Genomic DNA, 23,642 nt, shown 5'->3' on the forward strand with positions numbered 1-23,642 from the left:
TTGCGAAGATCATTTGAAAGAGGTCGAGTCATCCGATGCTGGCCTCCACTCCAGCCAGCATCTTGAATCACAAAACAGCCAAAAACGGAATCCCTTCCGATTCAACTAAATCCAGATACGCTCTAGCCGCAGCTTCGCCAGTCGGCACGTCGATAAGCGTGATCGGGCTTGCTGCAAGGAAACGGCGTTGGTTGTTGGTCGGCGCTGCCGCATCCAGCACCGCAAAACGTGGTGCGTTGGATCGCGTCATGATCCGTCGGGCGTAGGTGCGCAGCATCTGGTCGTTGAAGCGGCAGCCGATGAAGAAGAGCCTCTGTTGGTGCGCCGCTCCTTCACCGCTTCGCTGACCCACCTGAGCGGCGGAACTCCTTCCGTCGCTGATGAGGCCGTTGATGGCCTGCTCGCCCGGCCTTCCGGTGGGTCGGCCGGCATCGAGACAGGCGATTATTACGCGGCGGGCGCGGCGCGCGAGGTTTCGATGCGCTTCAGTCCATCGGTGATGGCCGCGAGCCCTTCCCGCAGCGTCTGCCCTATAGTGCCCGGACCGATGTCGATTGGAGGATTGTCAAGCATGGCTACAATGTCGCTGCCGTTGAGATAATCGAGCTTCTTCTGGACTGTGGTTCGGACACGCTCGGTCGCGCTCGACAGTGCCTCACCGTTGCGTTCGGTGATGGCGGAGAGCTGATCTGAAAGCTCTCCTCCGAACTGCAGGAAGATGTCGTCGACATACCTCCACGTTCCGCCGCGGGCTTCCACATCGACCATCTGGTTGATCTTGCTCTTTACCTCATCCCGCAGCGTCAAGGCAGTGTCGAGATGAGCCTGCCATATAGCTATGATACTTTCGACCGAGTTCTCGATGGATTTGGTCCTTTCGGGCTGGTCTGCGATGCCAAGAAGGACCAGAAGTTGATCATCGTTACCGAGCCGCGGGACCACCGCTGCGATCAGACGCTCCACAACCGCGCGCCTACGGGCTGCATCGCCTAGTTCCTTCGGCCATTGCGACGACACTATCTTCGCAATCCTCTCAGAATTCGCGTTCTCTAGCGGATAAGAAAGCTGTCGCTCCTGAGCCTTTGCCTTGATCAGACGGAACAAGGACTCTACTACCTCGTCTTGATCGAGAGCGCCCGTTGGAACTCTGTTCAGATCGATCCCATTCACCACGACCTCTTCGCGGCGGTCGCCGTTTGTCTCGCCCTGCCCCGCCCCATCGGGCATGTCATCCACATATTGAAGATTTCGCAGATTCTCAGGATAGGCCAGCATCAACAGAAGTCGGCCGGCGAAGTTGTGCAGCGTTGCCTCCTGCTCTTCCGGAGGCGTCGCAGCCAGCACACGTTGCAGCCAATCCGCGATCTTCGTGGTCAGATGGGACAACTCTGCGGTCTGTCCCGCGCCAATTTGCGCGCTGAGACTTACTGCGTGATTGGAAATGGTCGCGGCCGCGGCGGCAATGCCCTCCTTCACTTCCGGGAGAAGCTGCTCCAGGAGCTCAGCCCCGCCTTCACGCTTGCTTCTCTCTTCAGTTTCTTCAACACTCCCTGCAGAGTTCCCTTCCGCGCTATCGAGCGCCGTCATCGGCCGATTGAATTCTTCAGAGTCGTCGGGTGGAAGAAATTGGGAGTTCTCCTCGGCGTTCATCTCAAACTGCTGAATGTCTTCTTCAGTTAAGATTCCTGCTTCCTGCATGTCAGGCAACCTCATGCGGAAGTTCACGAAATACTTCTTCATCACCTTTTGGACCTGCGGGAACCCGGCCTTTCCACCATCAGCCAACTTGACGAGGATAACGCCGTTTTCGTTCATCCTGCCCGTGCCTCTCCGCAGAAGCGAAAAGTTCTCCTTACTACTATCCTCATCATCTTCAAAAGGCATGTTTTTCAAAGTTTGTGCCAATCCATTGAGCTTTTTCTTACTCACCAGGACAGCAGGCTTCCGCAGATCGCCAACCGTGCCGACCGCAAAGCAGAACTCCAAATCCGCTCTGTTCTTCGTCTGGTCGATCAACTGCAGAAATTTCTTCGCTCTTGTCCTATTGTGCTTCATTCCGGCCATTATATCTCTCCAGTTTCCTGTTCTAGATCAGTGTACGTCGGTTGATAGGGTGGGACAGGATCTGATCACCCAACTTCCCGAAGATCTGCCTGATGGAGGTGACCGCGCTCTCCAGCGGTCTAGTCGAGCGGGAAAGCGGCGCGCCGAGATCAAGCGACGATCGCCGCCAGTCGCAGCCGTGACCGCCTCCGATCCGGCCGGCAACCGACATGCCGACCTCTCCCGCCGCAGACCTGCGTGGGCGTCTCGTGACCCCATAGGGCTTTCCCAGCGCCAGTCGGATGCTATCCCGGCGTTCATAAGAAATCTGGACATCGGAATTCTGACAGCAGATTGCGGGACAACGGGCTCATCACGCTGTCAGGCTGGAGGTTAAAAACCGCCCAATGGCGACCGGACACCAGTCGTACCTGAATAAGGTCCCCTCCTCCCAATGGCTGCTTATCCGCCTCATTTAAGAGGCGAAACAGCGCCCAATGGCCGCTCCTGGAGAGGGTGGCGCCTTGAAAACCGATGAAAGCGACGGAAGCGCCGCCGACGCCGCCGGCCGTAGGCCAATGGAAATGCATGGCCGCGGCGGCCGTTCCTCGTCGATGTTCGAGGCGCTGGCCGTCGATGTCTACCACCACCTGGTCTGTCAACGGATCGGTCTCGGCGACGGTGAGCAGGAATCCAACTGACACCTGGCCGGCATCATCGAACATGGTGTCGCGGATCGTGGCTGCCCGTTGGAACTGGGCCAAGGTATTGCGGCCGATAGGGAAATCGACACCGCTCGTTGGCCGAAACTGCCACGAACCTTTGGATTTGTCGACGAATGGGGAAAGGTTCTCGGCGAAGAAAGTGTCGATCTCCGCCTTGCGGCCGAACAGCCGGGCGAAATCGCTCAAAGGGATATCCCGGCGGGATCCGCTCGCGAAGGGATACCGTCCTTCGGTAGCCCGTCGGCACAAATCGCCGGGGCCGCCCGCCCAACCGCTCGCCAACCCGCGCCTCATGCCGCTGACGGTTAGGTCCGAGCTGTGGCGGCTGAGGCCGAGGATCCATTGCCGGATGGGTTCGGGCAGATCGGCCGCCCCCGCCTCGATCTGTTGGATGGCGACGCCCGCCTGCCCGTTGTGTTCCAAGATGTTCGAACCCGCCAGCCCCTGCGCCTGGCTGAGGGAGCGATACAGTTCGCCGAGATCCCGGAGAGCACTGTCGATCGGCGCCTGCGCGCCCGCTTGGCTGTTCGACGGCACTTCGACCAGCTGGTGCAGCCACCGGAAATGATCGCCCATATAGAGCTGGACGTGAGCTTCAGGCGTGTCCGCGGCCGGTTGAGACCGGAACAGTGCCTCGAGCTCGCTTGGCAACACCTCGCCCTGGGGGACACTGTCACCTTTCGTCAAGCCGTCCTCGGGAGCCGGTGGTTGCTTGAGCTTTAGCTCCTGCGCCGCCGCGAAAAGGAACAGGCGCATTGGTGACGTCGGCGCGGACAGCGTGTTCAAGGTGCGCAGCGCGTCATCGATACCCCCAGACGGGCGGATGGACATATCGCCAATGAGCTGGTCCCAGCGCAACGCGAACTCCTGAGCGTAGAGATCCGCCGCCGAACGCCGCAGCTTCTGGCTCACATCACCGGCTGCAATCGGCGCGACTACCTGTGAGTCGAGAACCCAGCCTTCTGCAGCGACAGCGTCAGCCACTTGCGGCAGCAATCGCAGGAAGGTTCCGTAAAACCCCGCCCTCGTGTAGATGCCAGGAACCCCCTCGCTGAGCGGCTGTCCCGATTTGCGAGCCAGGACGCCCTGCGCCAGCGGCCCGGCATGGTCGGCCAGACGCCAGGTTGGCGCCCGCGAGGCTTCGGGACTGGTCGCGATGATGTCGAGGACGCGGCGCGCCATCGAGACGGTCTGGAGCTTCGCGCGGCTCCTCTCGATCAGTTCGCCATTAAGCTCACTATGGGGCAGCGGCCCTTCCATGAGTGCATCCAGGTGATCAGCGAGCGCGCTGCGCAGGCCGGCATCGGCTTCGGCCGGAAACATCACTCGCCAGTCGGCAGCCATCCAGTTTTTGACGACCGCGCGCTGGAGCGGACCCTGCTGACCCAGCATCAGGTAAACCTTTAACGCCTGGTAGACGAACTGATCATCGTCGTGCCGCTCGACCAATAAGGTTTCCAACCGGAACATCAGCCGCGGCAGCAGGATGGTGTTCACGGCGCGGCGGTACGCCGCGAGCGTCTGAACCTTGATTTTCTTACTCTGGTCGAGACCCGAACTTGATAGGCGGCCGCCCGCGCTGTCGCCGTTGGCATCACGCAGCCGCTGAAGCAGTGGCAGGATGGGTCGAAGATCGCCACTCTCAACCCGGTCGAGCTTCAGCTTTTCAGCCCCTCTGGCATAGCTGCCAGCCATTAGGCGAACGCTCTCGATCAGCTGAACATTCCGAATATAGCTGAACGTCCATAAGACGCTGGCGGTAACAATGACCGCCGCTATCGTCGTGTAGGCGCCATACCGGATCCGCCGCTGGCGCCGATCGAAGCGGTGATTGGCATCGACGAGCCCAGCTTCGGCGAAAACGACTTCGCGCAGCAGCCGGCTGATGAAATAATTACGGCCCGGGCCACGAAGCGCTGTACAGGGCGGCTGAGCGATCTCGAAGGTCTGAGATCTGGCGTTCGCAACTCGATCGAAGGGCATGCCAATTTGCGTGCCGCTTAAGAAGTAGACGCCGCGGAGCATAAGCGGTTCCTGGAACGAATTCCCGCCAAAGGCTTCCTTCAAGAACTGTTGCGTCAGGTGCTTGAGGCTAGCGACCTGCTGTGGGAAGCCGAACATGAGCGCACGACGCTGGAGGTTGCTTTCGTGCTGCATTCGTTCAAGCAGCCTTTCGTTTAGGCGGCCAACAAGCGCATCGTATGCTGCGGCAAACGCCATCGGATCGCCTTCGTCCTCCGACGCCTCTTGCGCAAAGGTGAACCCCCACACCGCCTCCCGCCCCTCGCGACCCAGATCGTCGAAGAATTCAACAAATCCCGCCAGCAGATCGCTCTTAGTGAAAAGCACATAAATCGGCAGTTGCAGGCGAAGCTCCCTGTACACTTCGAGGAGCCGCTCACGGATACAGCGCGCGCGATCGGCGAGCACTTCCTCGGATGTAGAATTCAGCTCGCTGATTGCGATCGTGACTAAGGCACCGTTCAGCGGCTGCCGTGGCCGGGAGCGTCTGAGCATACGAAGCAAGCCACGCCAAACCGCTTTGTCCCGGTCTGCATCACCCTCCTGTATCGTGTAGCGCCCAGCAGTGTCGACGAACACCGCGTCATCGGTGATCCACCAGTCGCAGTTTTCCGTACCCGCTAACCCACCGGCGGCTCTCAGACCGGACCTCGCCGCCATCGGAAAGCTGAGCCCGGAATTGACTATTGCTGTGGTCTTCCCCGAGTTGGGCGGACCGATCATCACATACCAGGGCCGCTGATAGAGCCACCGCCTGCTGATACCTCCTGCGTAGCGGCGCCCCTTGAGTGTGGTAAGGGTCTCGCGGAAACGATGACGAATCGCCTCCAGCTCTCTTTCAGCAAGCGTGCTGGCTTGCCCCACACTTCGGTCGGAAGGCCTTGGGTCTCCCTTCTTCTGCTCGGCCCCACCCGCGTCCAGCGCTCCCGACACTCGTGATTGGACGAGGTCTTCAAAATAGGCCTGAACCTTGTAAAGCTGGGACTGGATCAAGTAGATCACGGTGTATCCGACCGGAATCAGCATCGATGCCGCGATCTGGCTGCGAAGGCTGTCAAGCGGCGCAAATCCTCCGACCGAGATATGCGGTCCGAGCGTGAAGATTAAGGCACATACGATCGCCGCCCCGCCGACACGGAGCCATTGCCACCTAAGCGCTTTCTTGATTGACTGCATGGCTTGTCTTCATTGTGTCTTTGTGATGATGATTTGAATCCGACGGTTCCGCGCGCGGCCCTCGGGCGTGTGGTTCGAAGCGACCGGTTCTCCGCTCCCTCTGCCCTCTTCTCGCACGCGGCCTGGGTCATCCATCATGGATTTGATAATCTCGGCAGCTGCGCTCGCACGCGCGAGCGAAAGGGAATCGTTTGAAGGGAAGGCGAGTGATTGCACCGGAATGGCGTCGGTGTGCCCGGTCAGGAGGACCGATCCCGACTCACCGTTCAGAGAACGACCAATTCGTAAAAGAAGCGGCAGGAACATTTTCTTCACTTCCGGACTAGCAGAATCGAACATCCCGGAGGCGCGAATGATAACGACGATCTGCTGTGGGTCCTCGGACACAGTGACAAGCCCTTCGCGGATTTCGGGCTCGAGGAAGTTACGCAGTCGGTCGCTGCTCATAACAACCTTTGGTGGCAATGCGATTCTCGCCGATCTGACAACGCCGTTCGGCGGCAATGTCGCGATATCGTTGAAGACAGCGTCGGCGCGGGCATTTAATGCATGCAGGAGTCCGGTATAGATCGAGAGGAGTAATCCTGCCCCAAACGCTACGACGGCCCAGATTGGAACGATTGTGCGGCGTGGCTTCGGATTATTTGAGTTCCTCCGCCAGTGCGGGGATAGTTCGCGCTCGAAGTCACCACGGGCTGCTCGGATCAGGCGGTAGACGTCTTCGCACAGCACACTGAGCTCTGCGGCTCCTCCCGCAGTGACGCGGTAGCGGCCTTCGAAGCCCAACCTCATGCAGTAGTAGAGCAGCTCCAGCAGTTCTATATTGATGGCCGGTTCATTTTTCAATTGCGTCAGCAGATCGAAGAAGCGCTCGCCGCCCCAGGTATCGCTGAACAGCGATCCCACCAAGCTGCGCGTCGTCCAGACGCTGTTGCTGCCCCAGGCTGTGTTCAGAACGATGTCATCGATGGTCGCGCAGAGGGCGTATTTGCAGACCTTGATCGCTCGCGAGGGCAATCCGAGCGGCGTGATCCGACGCTCAAAAGCATCGATCTCCCGCAGCACCCTAAGGCGCAGTGCTTCAACGTCGATATGGCTAGCACTGCTCTTGAGCTGAGCGCTGAGACCCAGCAGCGCCGCCGCGGCCGCGACCAGTGGATTAAGTCGGTCGAGCGCAAGCATCTCCCAGGTAAGTTCGTCCGCCACTGGCGATGACGGCGAAGGGACAGCCAACTGCTCCTCGGCGTGAAGGAGGACGAGTGGCTGGGATTTTGGCATCGTTTCCTCAATCACCATCATCAACCCGCCCACTTCCCTTCGGAGCGGACGCTCTCATCGTGGGATCGGCGGGCGGGTCGACTACGCTCTCGCACTGGGCGCGCGAAGTCGGCGCCGAAGCTCCGGAGCAAATCGGTTTCGATGCTCGATACGACGTCATTGAAGACGCGCACGTACGCACTCCGGTTTCGCGCCTTATGGTTGCGGTGCAAAAGGGAACGGGGCCGCCCCATCGCCTTCTCGATCCCTGCTAGGGACAAGCGTGCACGGACGCTGGACAGAGCCTTCTGCACAGCCGCGAATGACACGTCATGCGTCCCACGGTCGGTGAAGGCTTGCTCAACGGCCGGGTCTCCGCGGAGGGACCCGCTGGAGTCATTGCACAGAACTGCGCGCAACGCCTCACCGACATCGGGAACGAGACTCAGGGTTTTTTCGTCGGAACTCTTATTTCTGAATAATTGTTCGCCAGCTCTCGCTCGGAGAGTATGCTGTGCAGCGCGGCGGAATACAGAAGCATTTTCCCTGCACGATCCAGCACGCTTACGATGCCGGCATTCCGGACATCTGCCAATGATAAGCCGCAGGCGGCAAGGAAAGCCGTGACCGCCGCTCGATGATTCTTGGCGAGATGATTGCTCCACCTTGGGTTGCGTCAAGATGGGGGCCCGATCTGGCACACTGTCTGCGTAGATATCCCACGGACTTCTCATCATGCCCGCCAGCGCGTCTAAACGAGTGCCTAAGAACGGCAATGGTAGGAACTCGCCGTCCCTCAGGTCCAGCAGCGCTTCTTCACCCCGGGTGCAATTGCCCGCCAGGAGCGACGAGGCCGTTTCGAGGGGGCCAAGAAGACTCAACTCCTCACTTGTCGCTGCAAGTTGTCCCTCCGGTTCGGCGGCACTCTCCGCAATGGATATCGAAGGCGACACCGCGACGACATCGGTCATATAGGCGCCGATCTGAATAACATCGCTGGTTTTCCGGGCGACCGGCGCCTCTGACGGAAGCGGCATCGCCTCGTCATTTTGACATGTGTCGTCGCGGCCTCGGTCGATCAGTACGTATCGCCGTGCCATGCACTCGATTGAGCAGTGGGATTTCGAGACCATCTGCTGATCATCCGGCAGAACCAGGCTGTTGCCTGCTCGGCTGGTAGTCAGTCCACCAGCCGCGTCGCCCGGCACGAGATATTCCGGAAAACTACATCTATTGCTGTGTACACGTAGCGTGAGGGGCATTGGTGGGCTAACTCAAATGTGGGTTCTGTCCGGCTCGGATGGCCCAGAGAGCCATTTCGAGATTTGGGAAGTCGCCAGCAACGTGCAGCGCCAAGCCGGCGGATTGGGGCATATCCTTCCAGAAGCGGCTATTTTGATCGATCTCGAAATAGCTGAATCCAACATGGAACGGGATCTGACGCGGCGCGACCGGTAGGGGATTGATGATAATGCCGGGCAGTGCGACATTGACGAGTTCCGTGATTTTCTCCGCCGGGCCGATCTTAATCTGAGACGGGAACTCGCGCCGGAGGCGCTCGACCTCAATATCAGCCCGAGCAGCCAGCACGAAGCTCGAGGTCGTAAAGAGAGAGCGGTCGGCCACCTCGGCCACATGGACACCGTATTTTTGCCGCTGCAGCGGTACGGGGACCGCAGTCTGCTCAATCACTGCACCCAGCGAAGCCCGGATCGACTGCATCACTGGCAAAAACGCCTCCGCGAGAGAGTCGTGCTTGTAAACACCAAGGGTCGGGGCACGTTTATCGACGCGGGCGAACGTGGCTAGTTCACCCGCCAACTGGAGCATGAGAACATACAGCGATTCCGGATTTACAACGGCGGCCTTGGATAGGTGGCAGAAGTACGGCTCGTACCGATTGATCGCCTGCAGCAGAAGGAAGTCCGCGAGCTCTGCAACCCGGTTCGTTCCCGACTGGGAGACCCGAGTGGCCAGAGCTTCACCACGATGGTGAAGCAGGCCGGTGATCTCAGTGATGTAGTTCGAGAGGACCCGGGAGCTGGCGCAGTCGGGGGTTGGCGGCACGTGCGTTTCGTCCAGAATGATCTGTCGGTCGGCCCGGACCTCTATGATACGGGCGATTGGGATGCAAGTGTAGCCAGACCGGTCTGCCGCGTCCGGCAGCAGTCGAAAATCCAGCCTCGCTACGTCGATGGAGGCGCTGCCTCGCTCGCCAGCGTTGGTGTCGACAACATCCTCAGTGGAGACTGCGAAGCGGATAGGTACGTCAATTCCCGCTTGCGCGTCGGTTTCAAGAGCGCCGGGTTGATAAAACGGTACCGCCAAGTGAATAAGCGAATCTCGAAAATCCGGCGGAACGTCGTAGGGAGTTGGCTGGTTGGCTTCGTCAGGAATACTGAAGGGCATCCCGTCCTCCAAGACGCCGCGAGCCGCTTCGATGGCGATCTTACCGAGACCAAGCAGCTCTCGATTGAGCCGCAGCTCGCTGATACCCCACCCGTACCCATGCAAAACCGCCGTCCTGCTGCGCACCAGCTGTTCGACGTGACGATCGGCCTGCTGAAAATGCTGCGGGCGGAGGAACAAGCCCTCCGACCAGACGACCCTATTATTCCACGACATTCAAGACTCGCCTCGCGTCCACCTGACAGAACGGCTTTCTCCGTAAAAGTAGCAGAGCTTCACTGCCCCCTTGCATGCACATCTGATATCCAACAATGCGCTGGTAGAAGGGCATCGCGTGTCGGGACAGCTCAGATATGCAAGCGCCGAAGCTCATCAGGATTGGTCATGAGCCCCCTTGCAGCGCGACAAGCAAGGGGTCTCATCTAGACTGTCGCTCAGTAGCCCGTTGCCCTCAGAGCCTTATTGGTCGTTCATGTTCACACTGACCTACAACGCGCCAATTCGCCTGTCCTGTCACTCGTACGGGATGAATCTCGCAAATGACCGCCCGGAAGCCTTGAGACCCGGCGCCGCAAGTACGGGGCCAAAAGAGCAGCGCAACAGGCAAGGTGACACGTGATGCGCATTGCCTCGTCGAAAATGTTCCTGAATACGCTGAGGCAGTGCCGCCGCCAACATCGTCTTCACGCGCCGCCGCCCCTAAAGCACCTTGACGACCAGTTTAGCGATTAGACAACCACCTCCTGGACACGATCCACGAACCGGTTGCAGTCCCGGTTCGCGCCAGGTGCGGGATAACAGCCCTGGCGGCATGGATCATTCATGCGGCGAAGATAGGCATTTCCACATTTGGTGATGCCCAATAGCTAGCGAATGGGATATGCGCTGCGCCTCATGTTGGCGCGCGAGCACATGCAAGATGGCACGGTGGAGATCGACCGTTTTCATCTCGGTGAGCGACCGAGAATGGATCCGGACGGTCTACCGCCTGGACGGGGCCGAAAAGGCCTTTCGATACATGCAGGGCGCGCGACGGCGAAAGGGATCGAACCGCAACCTGCCTGATGGGCGGTGAGGCGTTCATGGCGATTGGCAAGAGCTTTGCTACGCATGAGAACGTAAAGCATTCGAGCCGCGAATTCGTCCAAGTCGCCGTCCACTCGGTGGGAGGTTTCAAGTCCCGGGTCCGCCGCACCATTGCCGGCGTCTTTCATCATATCAGCCCGCAGCATGCCTTGTCTTTCCACGAGATCGGCTTCCGCTGGTCACAGCGCATTGTTACGGGCCAGGCAGTGCGGATACTAGTCACGGGTGCCGCCGGCGCTGCGATTGCTGCAAGTCTTTCGCGCTATTACCGGCCGGCAATGCGCAGAAGTCCGGATGCCGGGATCATCGTTAAATCTCCCAGCCTTTTGTGATAAGGCCGCGTTGTTTAGCGGAAGCCAGCAAGGAGTTCGAAGACGAAGGCCGACCTCACTGGCGCCGCAATTGGCGACAGTTGCCACTACCCTGGTATCGTTGGGCCAATCCCACCATAGAAGAGATCATGTCGATGTTTCGTCGTAACCGGCTTGCGCGGCACCGGCGGCCGTCAGCGTTGATAGCAATCCGTGCCGATCGCCACATCAAGCACGGACCTCCGGTCTGGAGAACGGGTCGTCGCTGCATCTCTCGAAGGATCGCCGCTGTCGTTATGGGTTCACGCAGGAGCTGCGCCATAGCCGCTCACTAACCGGATGCGAGCATATCACCTGTGCATGCAATCCAATACCGGGACTGCGCTAGTTTGAATCGCGGGCTCTTCTCCGTGGTTTTTGAGGTTCTGCTGCAATGATGCGTTTACGCTACCAGTTATCAACGGCCTGGCCATGTCTTCGGGATCTGCCGGCCTCCCGTCACCTGAGCTCGATTCCGCAGAGCCGCCCCATGCCACAACAGCAAAAAACGGGACCCACGGTGATTGAGCGGCGTCCGAACGAGGCTCGGCAAGCTGGAGCGGTCGATGGTCGCAGTCGCGCCCCTTGCACTCTGGTTAAGTCGCTTGAGCCCCTGATAAATTCTGACCTTCCGTCAGCAGTCGGTGCCCGACAGCTGACCCCTTGTTTCCTGAAGGCCATATCCCAGGGGGGTGAGCATGGTTGACAGGGACCCTCGGACTAAGGGGCAGGGCTCTTCGCGGCCGGATGAGGGCCGGCACCCAGCGGATCAAAGAGCGCAGTCTTCAGTGGCGCGTGTCGATCAAGTGGCCGACAACTTCAATTCGGACGACATCTGGCAAGAGAATTCGGTATTGCGTTACGTGGAAAGGCTAAGCGTCGACCAGCCAAGCCCGCCGACCGAGCTTCAAAGCCCTGAAGAACAAACCCCGCAAATGATGGCTGACATGACGGAACTGACGAGAGTTCCGGTCGTCCCGGCAGAGACCGCGTTCAACCTCACGAGGACAACAGATGAATACAATAATGCCGATCGCACTATTCACCTCGTCGAGGGCCAGCCGCTGGAGACTGGCCCTCAGCGCGGGGGGCTGCATGGCCTTGGGAATTTAGAAGCCTCAGCGGTTGCCGGGCCCACCGAGGTGCCGGGTGGAAGAGAGGAGCATTCGGCCATGTCCGAGGTGCCCGCGGAGCCCAGCGATCCGACCGGTGGCGGGCGCAAGAGGCGGACTACTGAGAAGGACGCAGATCCCAGGCCCAGCCGCAGGCAGACGTTATATGCTCAAAGGCCGCTGGCGTTGGCGCCTGATCTCAGCGCCGCGAATGCCGGCATAATCGTGGGGGCCTCAACGGGCGATCTCGTCAATCGAGCGGCGTTCCGGACGGTGTCGGCCCAGGACCAGGCGAGGCTGGACGAAATCGCCAGGCAGACACCGCGGCAGTCGAGGCAGAGCAAGGGGGCGTGGGCGGACGCGCTGAAGGCGGCCCATCCCAATCTCAGCGCCGCCGATGCCGCCGTAATCGTGGGCGTCGTAAAGCGGGTTATCGCCAGGAGGGCGGCGTATCGAACGGTGTCGGCCCAGGACCGGGCGAGGCTTGACGAGATCAAGGCGGCGACACCGCAGCTGTCGGGGCAGAGCAAGGGGGCGTGGGCGGACGCGCTGAAGGCGGCCCATCCCGATCTCAGCGCCGCCGATGCCGCCATAACCGTGGGCTCTTTTAAGGACGATATTGCAAGGAGGACGGCGTTCCGGACGGTGTCGGCCCAGGACCAGGCGAGGCTGGACGAAATCGCCAGGCAGACACCGCAGCTACCGGGGCAGAGCAAGGGGGCGTGGGCGGACGCGCTGAAGGCGGCCCATCCCGATCTCAGCGCCGCCGATGCCGCCATAATCGTGGGTGCCGTAAAGCAGGATATTGCTAAAAGGGCCGCGTTCCAGACGGTGTCGGCCCAGGACCAGGCGAGACTGGACGAAATCGCGGCGGTGACACCGCGGCTGCCGGGGCAGAGCAAGGGGGCGTGGGCGGACGCGCTGAAGGCGGCCCATCCCGATCTCAGCGCCGCCGATGCCGCCATAATCGTGAATGCCGTAAAGCAGGATATTGCTAAAAGGACAGCGTTCCAGACGGTGTCGGCCCAGGACCACGCGAGGCTGGACGAAATCGCCAGGCAGACACCGCAGCTACAGGGGCAGAGCAAGGGGGCGTGGGCGGACGCACTGAAGGCGGCCCATCCCGATCTCAGCGCCGCCGATGCCGCCGCCATCGTGGGCGCCGTAAAGCGAGTTATCGCCAGGAGGGCGGCTTTTCAGACGGTGTCGGCCCAGGATCAGGCGAGGCTGGACGAAATCGCTAGGCAGACACCGCGGCTGCCGGGGCAGAGCAAGGGGGCGTGGGCGGACGCGCTGAAGGCGGCCCATCCCGATCTCAGCGCCTCCGATGCCGCCATAATTGTGGGTTCCGTAAAGCATAATATTGTAAAAAGGGCGGCGTTCCGGACGGTGTCGGCTCAGGACCAGGCGAGGCTGGACGAAATCGCTAGGCAGACACCGCGGCTGCCGGGGCAGAGCAAGGGGGCGTGGGCGGACGCGCTGAAGGCGGCCCATCCCGATCTCAGCGCCTCCGATGCCGCCATAATTGTGGGTTCCGTAAAGCATAATATTGTAAAAAGGGCGGCGTTCCGGACGGTGTCGGCTCAGGACCAGGCGAGGACGAAATCGCCAGGCAAACACCGCGACAGTCGAGGCAGAGCAAGGGGGCGTGGGCGGACGCGCTGAAGGCGGCCCATCCCGATCTCAGCGCCGCCGATGCCGCCACAATCGTGGGCGCCTTAAAGGACGATATCGCCGTGAGGGCAGCGTTCCGGACGGTGTCGGCCCAGGACCGGGCGAGGCTGGACGAAATCGCGGCGGTGACACCGCGGCAGGGGCGGAGCAATGCGGCCTGGGCGGACGCGCTGAAGGCGGCCCATCCCGATCTCAGCGCCGCCGATGCCGCCACCATCGTGGGCGCCGCAAAGGACGAAATCGCCAGGAGGGCGGCGTTCCGGACGGTGTCGGCCCAGGACCAGGCGAGGCTGGACGAACTCGCTAGGCAGACACCGCAGCTGCCGGGGCAGAGCAATGCGGCCTGGGCGGACGCGCTGAAGGCGGCCCATCCCGATCTCAGCGCCGCCGATGCCGCCGTAATCGTGGGTGCCATAAAGCAGGATATTGCTAAAAGGGCGGCGTTCCGGACGGTGTCGGCCCAGGACCAGGCGAGGCTGGACGAAATCGCGGCGGCAACACCGCGGCAGGGGGGGAGCAATGCGGCCTGGGCCGATGCGCTGAAGGCGGCCCATCCCGATCTCAGCGCCGCCGATGCCGCCACCATCCTGGGCACCTTTAGGGACGATATCGCCAGGAGGGCGGCGTTCCGGACGGTGTCGGCCCAGGATCAGGCGAGGCTGGACGAGATCAAGGCGGCGACACCGCAGCTGCCGGGGCAGAGCAAGGGGGCGTGGGCGGACGCGCTGAAGGCGGCCCATCCCGATCTCAGCGCCGCCGATGCCGCCATAATCGTGGGTGCCTCGAAGAAACGGATAGCCAGGAGGGCAGCGTTCAAGGTGATATAGGACGGCTCATGACTCATCACCACATTCCCTAGGAACTGCACCATCATGTGCGTTGGTTGTCCACCACGGGATTGCATGAGCATGTGAGAGCGCCGAATTTTTCTTCAGTCTGGAGGCCAATACCTGGCTCGAGATCGATATTTAGGGGCACGACGGCCGGCGCATTCCGGCTGACTAACACGCCGAGAGCGACCTCGTCTTCGACGGTCGGGAGCGCAGAATGTCGGCTCGCATGCCGCTGCGACCATCAGCCCGCTCCTCGCAAGATTGGCGCCAAGGCCGCCGTCGAACGATGGCGACGAGGCAAGTTTTTCCAAAACTTTCTTTAGCATAGAGGTAGAAGGATCGCTACAGCGGGGTTGCAGTGCGCGGGCGGCTAGGGTGACTAAGTGCGTGCACTCCACGACCGTCAAACGGGGTCGGTGTCCGTCAATTCGAAATCGCAGGGATCTGCACGAGAGACCGCGTGGTTGCCCTGCACGACTAATGGAAGCAGGGTCGACAGTCACGTTGGGATGCGGTAGGTGCGCGATAGAACGGGGGATTGGCGGCGGGACTCGATTCTTTTTAGAAGATCACGCAAAGCCGCATCACACCCATTGTCAAAAGTAAATACCGCGACGATGGTTATTAACCTTCGACTTCCGTCGAAAACGGCAATGGCGCTCACGAAGGAGGCCGGCCGCTGCGAAACCCCGCCATCTCCGCACCCCACTCCTTCGCTCCAACTGGGAGCAAAATGAATGAGGCAACGTGCGAATCTCGGGGAGCATCGTTACATGCGGTCAATACGGATCTCATCCAGATTGTCGCCCTATATGCCTCGTGCGGCGGTCCGGCGGAGCGCAGGAGTATAATGCCGTTGAAGTGCTCGAGCCGTTCTACCACTGACGCCGGGTCGCTGCACGCGCGATGGACCGCCGGCTGGCCGCTCGTTCGATGAGGGTCCGCGCGCCGACACCCCCAAGAGCGATCGCCGAGGACGCCATCCACCTTATGCAGCAACTGGCGCGGAGGCGGCCGCGCGAAGACTTCGTAGTTGGAGGCCTTCAGGCTCACGTTTGCAACGGTACTCCGCAGGTTGCCCTTTGCAACGACTGCCCGACGATGTCAATTCAATCTGGCTGAGCTTGTACCGTCAAGTTTATCCAGTTTGGGGTTCGCTCCAGCGGTGGGTTGCGCATCTGCGGCGGCATCGGCGGGTTTAGGTGCGGAGACCATTCCGGCTGCGCAGCACTGCATCACGTCGCGGGTTGCCGATCTGGGCGAACTCTGCAGGGTTAGTTAGCCGAGGCCAGAGTGCTTGGCTTGCCACGCTCCTCGATAACCCGATCCAGTCCACAGGCGACCGCAGGCCGGAGAGCGAAGTATCGGCGACGAGAGTCCGGCTTTCCTCACGACCATCAGAAGCCTGAACCCGCGCCAACGATCATTGGCAGCCAGCGGGATCAACACCAACGCTTGCCTTTCGCTCGTTTCCGGCCACGGCGCTTGCGCATCGTGAGCTTCTCCTCCCGATGGACCCGGAAGAGCTTCTTGTTGTTCACAAGGTGTCCCTCGCGCCTGAGCAGCACATAGCTGCGTCAAGATCCGAAGCGGCGGCATTCACGCCCCAAGCATTCACGACATATACGAATGTCGATTGTGCATGAGCAATCGCGTCTGCTCATTGCTAAACATTGAGAAACAGAGGCGCGACGATCTTTTATGTCGGGAAAACTGGGATTTGGGTCATGCTCGATGCAGATCATCTATTAAAACCGATCAGCGACGGCAACGCATGCGGGGATGCTCTCGATTACGATTTGAGCTTCCTGGAGCTGGAGATAGCGTCGCATGGCAAGCCGCACCAGCAGATAGGCGACTCCATCGCCACCGAGGAGGCTCCCGATTGGACAGAGGTGTGGCGGCTTGGCCTCGACCTTTCTGCCCGCACTAAGGATCTAAGAGTCGGAATCTTGCTCACACGATCCGCCCTCAGTCAGTTCGGCTTCTCTGGTCTAAGTCGGGGGCTTGAGCTGCTCGCGGCCTATGTCGAGCTCTACTGGTCAGAGCTACATCCGCGACCGGATCCAGAAGATGACGAAGATCAGACCGTTCGCCTCAACGCTCTAGCGAGCCTCTGCGATCTCTCCGGGCTCTTGGCAGAAATACGCCAAGTCCCACTCACCTCCTCCAGGCAATTCGGGACTTTTACGCTCCGCGATTGGGCTGGTGCGCTACGGTCCCAATCTACGGAAATTGATCGTTCGACCATCGAGCACGCCTTCATCGACACCGATCCACTGCAGCTCGAGCAGATCAGCACTGGTCTCCACGCCAGCCTGGCAGCCGCCACCCATCTAGACGCGAGTGTTCGGCAGCACGTCGCGAGTGACGAGGCCGTTCGATTCGACCCTCTGATAGTGCTACTCACCCAGGCCAAGGATCTGGTCGACGCCCATCGGAAAAGGGCCCAGCCTGCAGCCCCGGCATCTCCATTGCCAGACTCTAGCAAGGCCTCTTACCCCGAAGTGATCCGCAACCGCGATGACGTTGTCGAAATTCTTGGCCGCATTTGCCACTGGTACCAGGTGAATGAGCCCGCGAGCCCGCTGCCAGCCCTCCTGGAGCGCGCGCAGCGACTTGTCTCGAAGGACTTCATGGCTCTTATCAAAGAGTTGGCGCCAGAAGGGGTTGCCCAATACCGTTCGATTGCCGGTCTGGCGGTCGGCGAGGGCACGTGACGTGCGCAATCTTCCCTATCAGGAGAGTGGAACACATGACAAAGGCGAGTAGTCAAAAGTTCATCGCGCGGGTTCGTCCGCCTCGCGTACAGATCGAATACGACGTCGAGACCTATGGCTCTCAGAAGAAGGTTCAGCTTCCCTTCGTGGTCGGCGTGATGTCCGACCTCGCCGGCAATGCTGCCGAGCCGCTTGCCCCTGTCGCGGAGCGCAAGATGATGGAGATCGATATCGACAATTTCGATGATCGGCTCAGATCGCTGAGGCCCAGGGTGGTGATGCGGGTGCCGAACCTATTGACCGGAGAAGGCCAACTCGCTGTCGACTTGACGTTCGAGCGGCTCGAAGATTTCTCGCCGGCGGCCGTGGCGCGCAAGGTCAACAGCCTTAGCAGGCTGCTCGAGGCGCGAACGGAGCTCTCCAATCTGCTGGCCTATATGGACGGTAAGAACGGTGCCGAAGAGTTGCTCACCCACTTCCTCGCGGATTCGGCACTGCTAAGCGCCCTCGGCAATGGCATCGAGACTGAGAAGCCTGATGCATTGGTTGCCGCTCCGCCATTGGCATCCCCAGACACAGAGGAGAACTGATCATGATGCCTGCAGATGCCACAGATGTACAGGTCGCCACCGTTGATCTCGGCGATTTCACCCGCATGCTTCGATTCGAGTTCAAGATCCGCTCGGACCACTCCCGTGACTTGGTGGAGAGTGCCGTCCGAACACTGGCCGAGCAGGCACTTCAAAACACGTCGCTAATCAGCGACGATGTCGTCACGACTATCCAAGCAATGATTGCTTCGATCGACCAGAAGCTTTCTGCACAACTCAACGAGATCCTCCATCACGAAAATTTCCAGCGCGTGGAATCAGCTTGGCGGGGCTTGCATCACCTTGCCATCAACACCGAAACCGATGAAACGTTGAAGATTCGCGTTCTCCCAGTTTCAAAGGTGGAGATGTCCCGAACTCTGCGGAAATATAAGGGTGTCACCTGGGATCAGAGTCCGCTATTCAAAAAAATTTACGAAGACGAATACGGCCAAATCGGCGGTGAACCCTATGGCTGCCTGATTGCCGACTACTATTTCGACCATACCCCACCGGACGTAGAGTTGCTTTCGGGACTGGCGCAGATCGCGGCGGCGAGCCACTCACCGCTTATATCTGCCGTCTCACCACATCTGCTGCAGATGGATTCTTGGCGTGAGCTTGCGAACCCGCGTGACATCACAAAAATCTTCCTCACGCCCGAACATGCCCCTTGGCGGGCGTTCCGCGAGAGCGAGAACTCTCGGTACGTGGCCCTGACCTTACCACGCACCCTTGGCCGGCTGCCCTACGGGGCCAAAACCAACCCGGTCGATGAATTCGCCTTCGAGGAGGACACAGACGGCGGCGACAGCGAGAAATACCTTTGGACGAACGCAGCCTACGCCATGGGCGTAAATATCACGCGCTCGTTCAAGCTCTATGGCTGGCTCTCCAGAATTCGTGGCGTCGAATCCGGCGGCTTGGTCGAGGGTCTGCCGGTACATACCTTCCGCAGCGACGACGGTGGCGTCGACCTAAAATGCCCCACTGAGATCGCGATCAGCGACCGCCGTGAGGCCGAACTGTCCAAAAACGGTCTTCTACCGCTGTTGCACCGCAAAAACACGGACCTCGGCGTATTTATTGGCGCTCAAACTATTAACAAGCCGGTCAAATACGAAGACCCCGACGCGTCAGCGAACGCCGAACTCAGTGCCCGGCTACCCTACATCTTCGCAACCTGCCGCTTCGCACATTATTTGAAGTGTATGGTCCGGGACAAGATTGGCACGTTCAAGGAGCGCCACGAGGTCGAGGAGTGGCTCAACCAATGGATTCAGGGCTATGTCCACCCCTCGCCCGAGCTTGGGAGCGAAGAGAGTAAGGCACAGCAGCCGCTCTCCTCAGCCGAGGTCAAGGTGGAAGAGGTCGAAGATAATCCCGGATATTACGTTGCGAGATTTTACATGCGGCCACACTACCAGCTCGAAGGCCTAACCATCTCTTTGAGACTTGTCTCGCGCCTGCCATCCGCCCGCAAGGACTGAGAAAACCCGCAGATGATTGTGCTCCGTTCTCGGCGCCAAAACTCCGGAATAGCTGCCCCGGGCTGGCCGATGCAATCCAGGCCCAATCAGATCAACGAGAAAAGGAAAGTCCATCATGGCGTTCGACGCGGTTATAAAATTCACGCAAGCGTCCAAGGACGGCATTTTGCCCAAGGGCGAATCTATCATTCTAAAGGACGGTATCACCCTAGCGGACGAATGGAGCTTTTCACTCGAAAACAAGCTGAACATTGGGCCTCATACCGCCGGGGCGGGCGCGGGCAAGGCCGAATTCGAGGTCTTCACTATCAAGAAGCAGGTGGATACGTCATCGCCCTCTCTGTACGTTGCCTGTGGTCGCGGCGCCCACTTCAATAGCGTCGAACTGAAACTTTTCAAAGCGACGGGGAGCGGACAAGCTACATCAGAATCGAACCTGTTCTTGCACTGGAGTTTCAACATGCTGGTAGTCGAGAAGGTCGAGTGGTCCTATGCGGAAGAGGCCCCCGAGGAGACGATCACATTCCGGTTCGGCGCCTGCAAGGTCATTTATTACAGGCAGGATGAAAAAGGCGCTCTTACCAAAGCTGGCGAGGGCATCTGGAACCAAATCGCGAACAGCACCGACTTCAATAGGCTCGTCGGCTGATGGGGCCATCGGCAACCCGGGAATATTCGGGGCTGCGCGCGAAAACGACAGATCGACTCGTCGCCATTGCACCTGGAGATTGTAACATGGGCAGAGATGTTAAGCGGGATCTCGTGCAACCATCCCTCCTGGACCGGCTTACGGACGATGAGCCGCGCAGCTCGTGTGAAGCGCAGGACAAGCGCAGCTTCTCTGTTCGCCAACTGGAAGAGGTGATTCTACGCGATGTTTCCTGGTTGTTGAACACCAATCAATTGGGTGCAACCGTAGATCTACAAGCGTACCCTCACGTAGCGGCCAGTGCACTTAATTATGGTGCCTGGCCTCTCAGCGGACAAATTCGCGAAGGCATGGATAAGAGCGCATTGCGCGAAGCGATAATCGAGAGCCTTCAGCGCTTTGAGCCGCGTCTCTTACCGGACACCCTGAAGGTCACGGTCCTGGACGATGGTCAGGGTTGCGGCACTTTTCGCTTTAGGATCGAAGCCGATCTGTGGGCGCAGCCATTGCCGGTGCGAATGGTGATGCGTACGGAGGTAGATTCCGAGCTCGAATCCGCCCGCGTTCATCTCGGTACAGAGATAAGCTGATGGATCCCCGGCTCCTGCGACTGTACAACGACGAACTTGCTTATATGCGCGAGATGGGGGCCGAGTTCGCCCGTGCATTCCCGAAGGTCGCCGCCCGGCTCGGGATGGAATCAGCGGAGGTCGCCGACCCCTACGTCGAGCGGCTTCTGGAAGGCTTCGCTTTCATGGCGGCGCGGGTGCAATTGAAGCTTCAGTCTCGCTTTCCGGAATTCACCCAGCACCTCCTGGAGATGGTCTATCCGCATTTTCTACCGCCGCTCCCCTCGATGACGATCGTCCGTTTCGAGCCCGACCAGGATGCCGGACGACTTGAAAATGGATACCTCGTGCCGCGGGGAACCAAGCTTTTGGGCCGTCTTGCTCCGGGCGCCGTCACACATTGCGAGTTCCGCACGGCCCATGATGTGCATCTCTGGCCAATTGTGGTGAGCGCTGCCGATTATTTTTCGACGCCGGGGCAGATCGCCGCACTGGATCTTCCGGCCCGGCAAGATGCGAAGGCTGCTTTGCGACTACGCCTTCGTACCACCAATGGCATGCCGTTCAATAAACTCGGACTAGAGGCTCTCACACTGCACCTAACAGGCCCCGGTGGCATCGGCGCCGCACTCGCCGAACAGCTTCTCGGTGACGCATGCAATATCATAGCCCGTCCGGTCGGCCGGCCTATCCCTTGGCAGGAAAAGATTCCGGTTCATGCGCTGCAGCAACGCGGTTTGGAGCCGAGCTGTGCTCTCCTGCCCGAGGTGCCACGCTCTTTCGACGGGTACCGTCTCCTACAGGAGTATTTCGCCCTCGCGGAGCGGACGTTGTTCGTCGAGGTTAGCGGGCTGGCAGACGCAGTAGCCCTGTCAACTGCCGAGACCCTTGAGATCGTCTTCGCACTCAGACGTGTCGAGCCACGGCTGGAACGACAGCTCGGGCCCCAAAATATCGTTCTCTTCGCAACGCCCGCGATTAATCTCTTCGAACGCCAGGCAGATCTCGTCCACGTGAGCGACAAGAACACCGAGCATCATGTGATTGTTGACAGGATGAGGCCGCTCGACTTTGAGGTCCACTCGATCCTCGAGATGAGCGGAGACGGGGCGAAAAACGAAGCGGCTCCCGTGAGGTTCTACCCGTTCTATAGCATCAGCGCGCACGGTCAGGAGGAGCAGCATTCCAGATACTACGCGATCCGCCGGGAGCAGCGCCTCATGTCGGAGCACCAGCGTCTAAATGGCGCGCGGACTGGCTACATCGGCAGCGAAACGTTCGTTTCTCTAGTTGATCGCCAGGCGGCTCCCTATTCGGCGGAACTCCGGCATTTGTCTGTAAACTGCCTGTGCTCGAACCGGGATCTGGCGCTGCTGCTGCCGATCGGCCGGGACGAGACAGACTTCACCCTGGAAATCGGCGCTCCAGTTACCGCCACCCGGTGCGTATCGCCCCCGAGCCGACCGCGTCACTCCTTCGCCAATGGCGATATCACTTGGCGATTAATTAGCCATCTTTCACTGAACTACCTCTCGATCAGCAATTCCGATAGGAACGACCACCGGGGCGCAGAAGCGCTACGTGAACTCCTCCGCCTCTACGTCGATCCAGTCAATGCCTTCGCCTCACGGCAGATCGACGGGATCCGGGAGATTCGGTCCAGGCCTGCGGTCAGGCGATTGTCCAGCGGTGGACAAGCCGCCGTAGCACGTGGGATTGAGGTTGGTATCATCCTGGACGAAGCGGCCTTCGAAGGCGTTGGCATCTTTCCGCTCGCCTCCGTGCTCAACCAGTTCTTCGCGAAATACGTATCCATCAACAGCTTCACCGAGATGGTCGTCTCGACGCTACAGCGCGGGGAGGTAATGCGATGGCCGACGATGGCCGGCCGCCGGGCGATCCTTTGATTTCGGGGGCACTCGGCGACTTCCTAAGCTCGCTCAGGGCCGAACCGCATGCCTGCGACTTCTTCCAGGCTCTGCGGCGGATCGATGCAATCTGCTCAGATCGGCCTCGGCTGGGAGAATCGAGCGGTCCCAGCCTGGATCGCGTGCGGATCGCCCAGCAGCCCTCCCTTGCATTTCCGACTCGATCGATCGCGGGCGTGACTGCGCACGAGGAGAACGACCCCGTAATCTCCACCTACGCCTTCGGCTTGTTTGGACCCCACGGTCCCCTCCCATTGCATCTGACGGAGTACGCCCTTCTCCGGCAGCACAACGCCGCGGATGAGACGCTGATCCGATTTGCTGATACCTTTCATCATCGAATGGCCTCGTTCTTCTTCCGCGCATGGGCGGAGGGCGAACCGACCGTGAGCTATGACAGGCCACAAGAAGATCGATTTGCCCTTCAGCTCGGCGCGCTAGCCGGCTTCGGGATGACCTCCCTGCGCGCGCGGGATGCTATGCCTGATCTGGCCAAACTCCACTTCACCGGCCGTCTCGCCTCACACACCCGCAACGCCGAGGGGCTCGCTGCCATCCTCGCCAGCTTCGTCGAGGCGCCGGTTGATATCCGTGAATTTGTCCCAAAGTGGGTGGATCTGCCCCGCATATCGCTCTGCCTCCTGGGCCGCGACCCGGCCACGGGCACGCTGAACAGCAACGCTATTGCAGGTGCGAGGGTCAGAGTGTGGCACCATCGGTTCCGACTCATTGTGGGTCCCCTCAGCCTGGCTCATTACGAATCGCTTCTGCCCGCAGCTCCCGGCCTTAAGTCGATAGCGGAGATCATCTGCAACTACCTTGGAGATGAACTTGACTGGGAGATTAACCTCGTTCTCCGTCAGGAGCAGGTCCCGGAAGTGCAGTTGGGTCGCTGCGGCAGACTCGGATGGTCCAGTTGGATGGGCAAGAGGAAAACGCGCCAGCACGCCGATGACTTGACAACTACCCCGACTGACCGGGGCCCACCGGCTGCCGCATGGCACTCTCC

General features: G+C 60.0%; 13 protein-coding genes and 4 pseudogenes. 10 read left to right on the forward strand and 7 right to left on the reverse strand.

Translation table 11 applies throughout. The annotated features are described in order from the left end of the window. Positions 1 to 67: 67 nt before the first annotated feature. The 6 genes and pseudogenes from EFD56_RS30710 to tssK form a co-directional block, all read right to left on the reverse strand. Positions 68 to 348: pseudogene (locus EFD56_RS30710) on the reverse strand (SIR2 family protein); the annotation flags it as partial. 99 nt (positions 349 to 447) lie between these two features. Further along, positions 448 to 2,064 carry a hypothetical protein gene (locus EFD56_RS30715; RefSeq protein WP_012489526.1) on the reverse strand — a complete coding sequence of 539 codons (1,617 nt, stop codon included), beginning with the start codon at positions 2,062 to 2,064 and terminating at the stop codon, positions 448 to 450. A gap of 296 nt (positions 2,065 to 2,360) precedes the next feature. Continuing rightward, positions 2,361 to 5,966: a type VI secretion system membrane subunit TssM gene (gene tssM, locus EFD56_RS30725; protein WP_029875555.1), complete on the reverse strand. Its 3,606-nt coding sequence runs from the start codon at positions 5,964 to 5,966 to the stop codon at positions 2,361 to 2,363. Between the two features lie 9 nt (positions 5,967 to 5,975). Then, on the reverse strand, positions 5,976 to 7,265 hold the full coding sequence (gene icmH, locus EFD56_RS30730) for a type IVB secretion system protein IcmH/DotU (protein ID WP_012489524.1): 1,290 nt from the start codon (positions 7,263 to 7,265) through the stop codon (positions 5,976 to 5,978). Further along, the gene (locus tag EFD56_RS30735) at positions 7,265 to 8,485 is read right to left on the reverse strand and encodes a type VI secretion system-associated FHA domain protein (protein ID WP_012489523.1); all 1,221 of its coding nucleotides are present in this window, start codon (positions 8,483 to 8,485) and stop codon (positions 7,265 to 7,267) included. Before EFD56_RS30735 ends, icmH begins: the two co-directional genes overlap by 1 nt. 7 nt (positions 8,486 to 8,492) lie before the next feature. Further along, positions 8,493 to 9,848, reverse strand: a complete 1,356-nt coding sequence (gene tssK, locus EFD56_RS30740) for a type VI secretion system baseplate subunit TssK (RefSeq protein ID WP_010069402.1) — start codon at positions 9,846 to 9,848, stop codon at positions 8,493 to 8,495. A gap of 654 nt (positions 9,849 to 10,502) precedes the next feature. On the opposite strand from tssK, the pseudogene EFD56_RS30745 reads away from it, so the two are divergent. The 3 genes and pseudogenes from EFD56_RS30745 to EFD56_RS30755 all read left to right on the forward strand — a co-directional run. Then, a pseudogene (locus EFD56_RS30745) lies at positions 10,503 to 11,050 on the forward strand (transposase); the annotation flags it as partial. Positions 11,051 to 12,015: 965 nt separating this feature from the next. Continuing rightward, complete coding sequence (locus EFD56_RS30750; RefSeq protein ID WP_245440656.1) at positions 12,016 to 13,845, forward strand: hypothetical protein; 1,830 nt, start codon at positions 12,016 to 12,018, stop codon at positions 13,843 to 13,845. A 71-nt stretch (positions 13,846 to 13,916) separates the two neighbouring features. Beyond that, on the forward strand, positions 13,917 to 14,681 hold the full coding sequence (locus tag EFD56_RS30755) for a hypothetical protein (protein WP_189636760.1): 765 nt from the start codon (positions 13,917 to 13,919) through the stop codon (positions 14,679 to 14,681). Between the two features lie 1,283 nt (positions 14,682 to 15,964). Here EFD56_RS30755 and EFD56_RS30760 read toward each other — a convergent pair. After that, a pseudogene (locus EFD56_RS30760) lies at positions 15,965 to 16,321 on the reverse strand (IS3 family transposase); the annotation flags it as partial. Positions 16,322 to 16,414: 93 nt separating this feature from the next. On the opposite strand from EFD56_RS30760, the gene tssA reads away from it, so the two are divergent. The 7 genes and pseudogenes from tssA to tssG form a co-directional block, all read left to right on the forward strand. Further along, positions 16,415 to 17,407 (forward strand): type VI secretion system protein TssA, encoded by a 993-nt coding sequence (gene tssA / locus EFD56_RS30765; protein WP_004680423.1) that lies wholly within the window; start codon positions 16,415 to 16,417, stop codon positions 17,405 to 17,407. A 35-nt stretch (positions 17,408 to 17,442) separates the two neighbouring features. Continuing rightward, on the forward strand, positions 17,443 to 17,997 hold the full coding sequence (gene tssB, locus EFD56_RS30770) for a type VI secretion system contractile sheath small subunit (RefSeq protein ID WP_008536050.1): 555 nt from the start codon (positions 17,443 to 17,445) through the stop codon (positions 17,995 to 17,997). 2 nt (positions 17,998 to 17,999) lie between these two features. Then, positions 18,000 to 19,487 carry a type VI secretion system contractile sheath large subunit gene (gene tssC, locus EFD56_RS30775; RefSeq protein WP_004680425.1) on the forward strand — a complete coding sequence of 496 codons (1,488 nt, stop codon included), beginning with the start codon at positions 18,000 to 18,002 and terminating at the stop codon, positions 19,485 to 19,487. Between the two features lie 115 nt (positions 19,488 to 19,602). After that, positions 19,603 to 20,136: an Hcp family type VI secretion system effector gene (locus tag EFD56_RS30780; protein ID WP_004680426.1), complete on the forward strand. Its 534-nt coding sequence runs from the start codon at positions 19,603 to 19,605 to the stop codon at positions 20,134 to 20,136. Positions 20,137 to 20,222: 86 nt separating this feature from the next. Continuing rightward, complete coding sequence (gene tssE, locus EFD56_RS30785; RefSeq protein ID WP_004680427.1) at positions 20,223 to 20,726, forward strand: type VI secretion system baseplate subunit TssE; 504 nt, start codon at positions 20,223 to 20,225, stop codon at positions 20,724 to 20,726. Next, positions 20,726 to 22,612: a type VI secretion system baseplate subunit TssF gene (gene tssF, locus EFD56_RS30790; RefSeq protein WP_008536039.1), complete on the forward strand. Its 1,887-nt coding sequence runs from the start codon at positions 20,726 to 20,728 to the stop codon at positions 22,610 to 22,612. Before tssE ends, tssF begins: the two co-directional genes overlap by 1 nt. Then, positions 22,576 to 23,547 (forward strand): annotated as a pseudogene (tssG, locus tag EFD56_RS30795) (type VI secretion system baseplate subunit TssG); the annotation flags it as partial. The gene tssF and the pseudogene tssG, both read left to right, overlap by 37 nt. Positions 23,548 to 23,642: the final 95 nt, after the last annotated feature.

Source organism: Rhizobium phaseoli, from assembly GCF_003985125.1.
GTDB classification, from domain to species: Bacteria; Pseudomonadota; Alphaproteobacteria; order Rhizobiales; family Rhizobiaceae; genus Rhizobium; species Rhizobium phaseoli.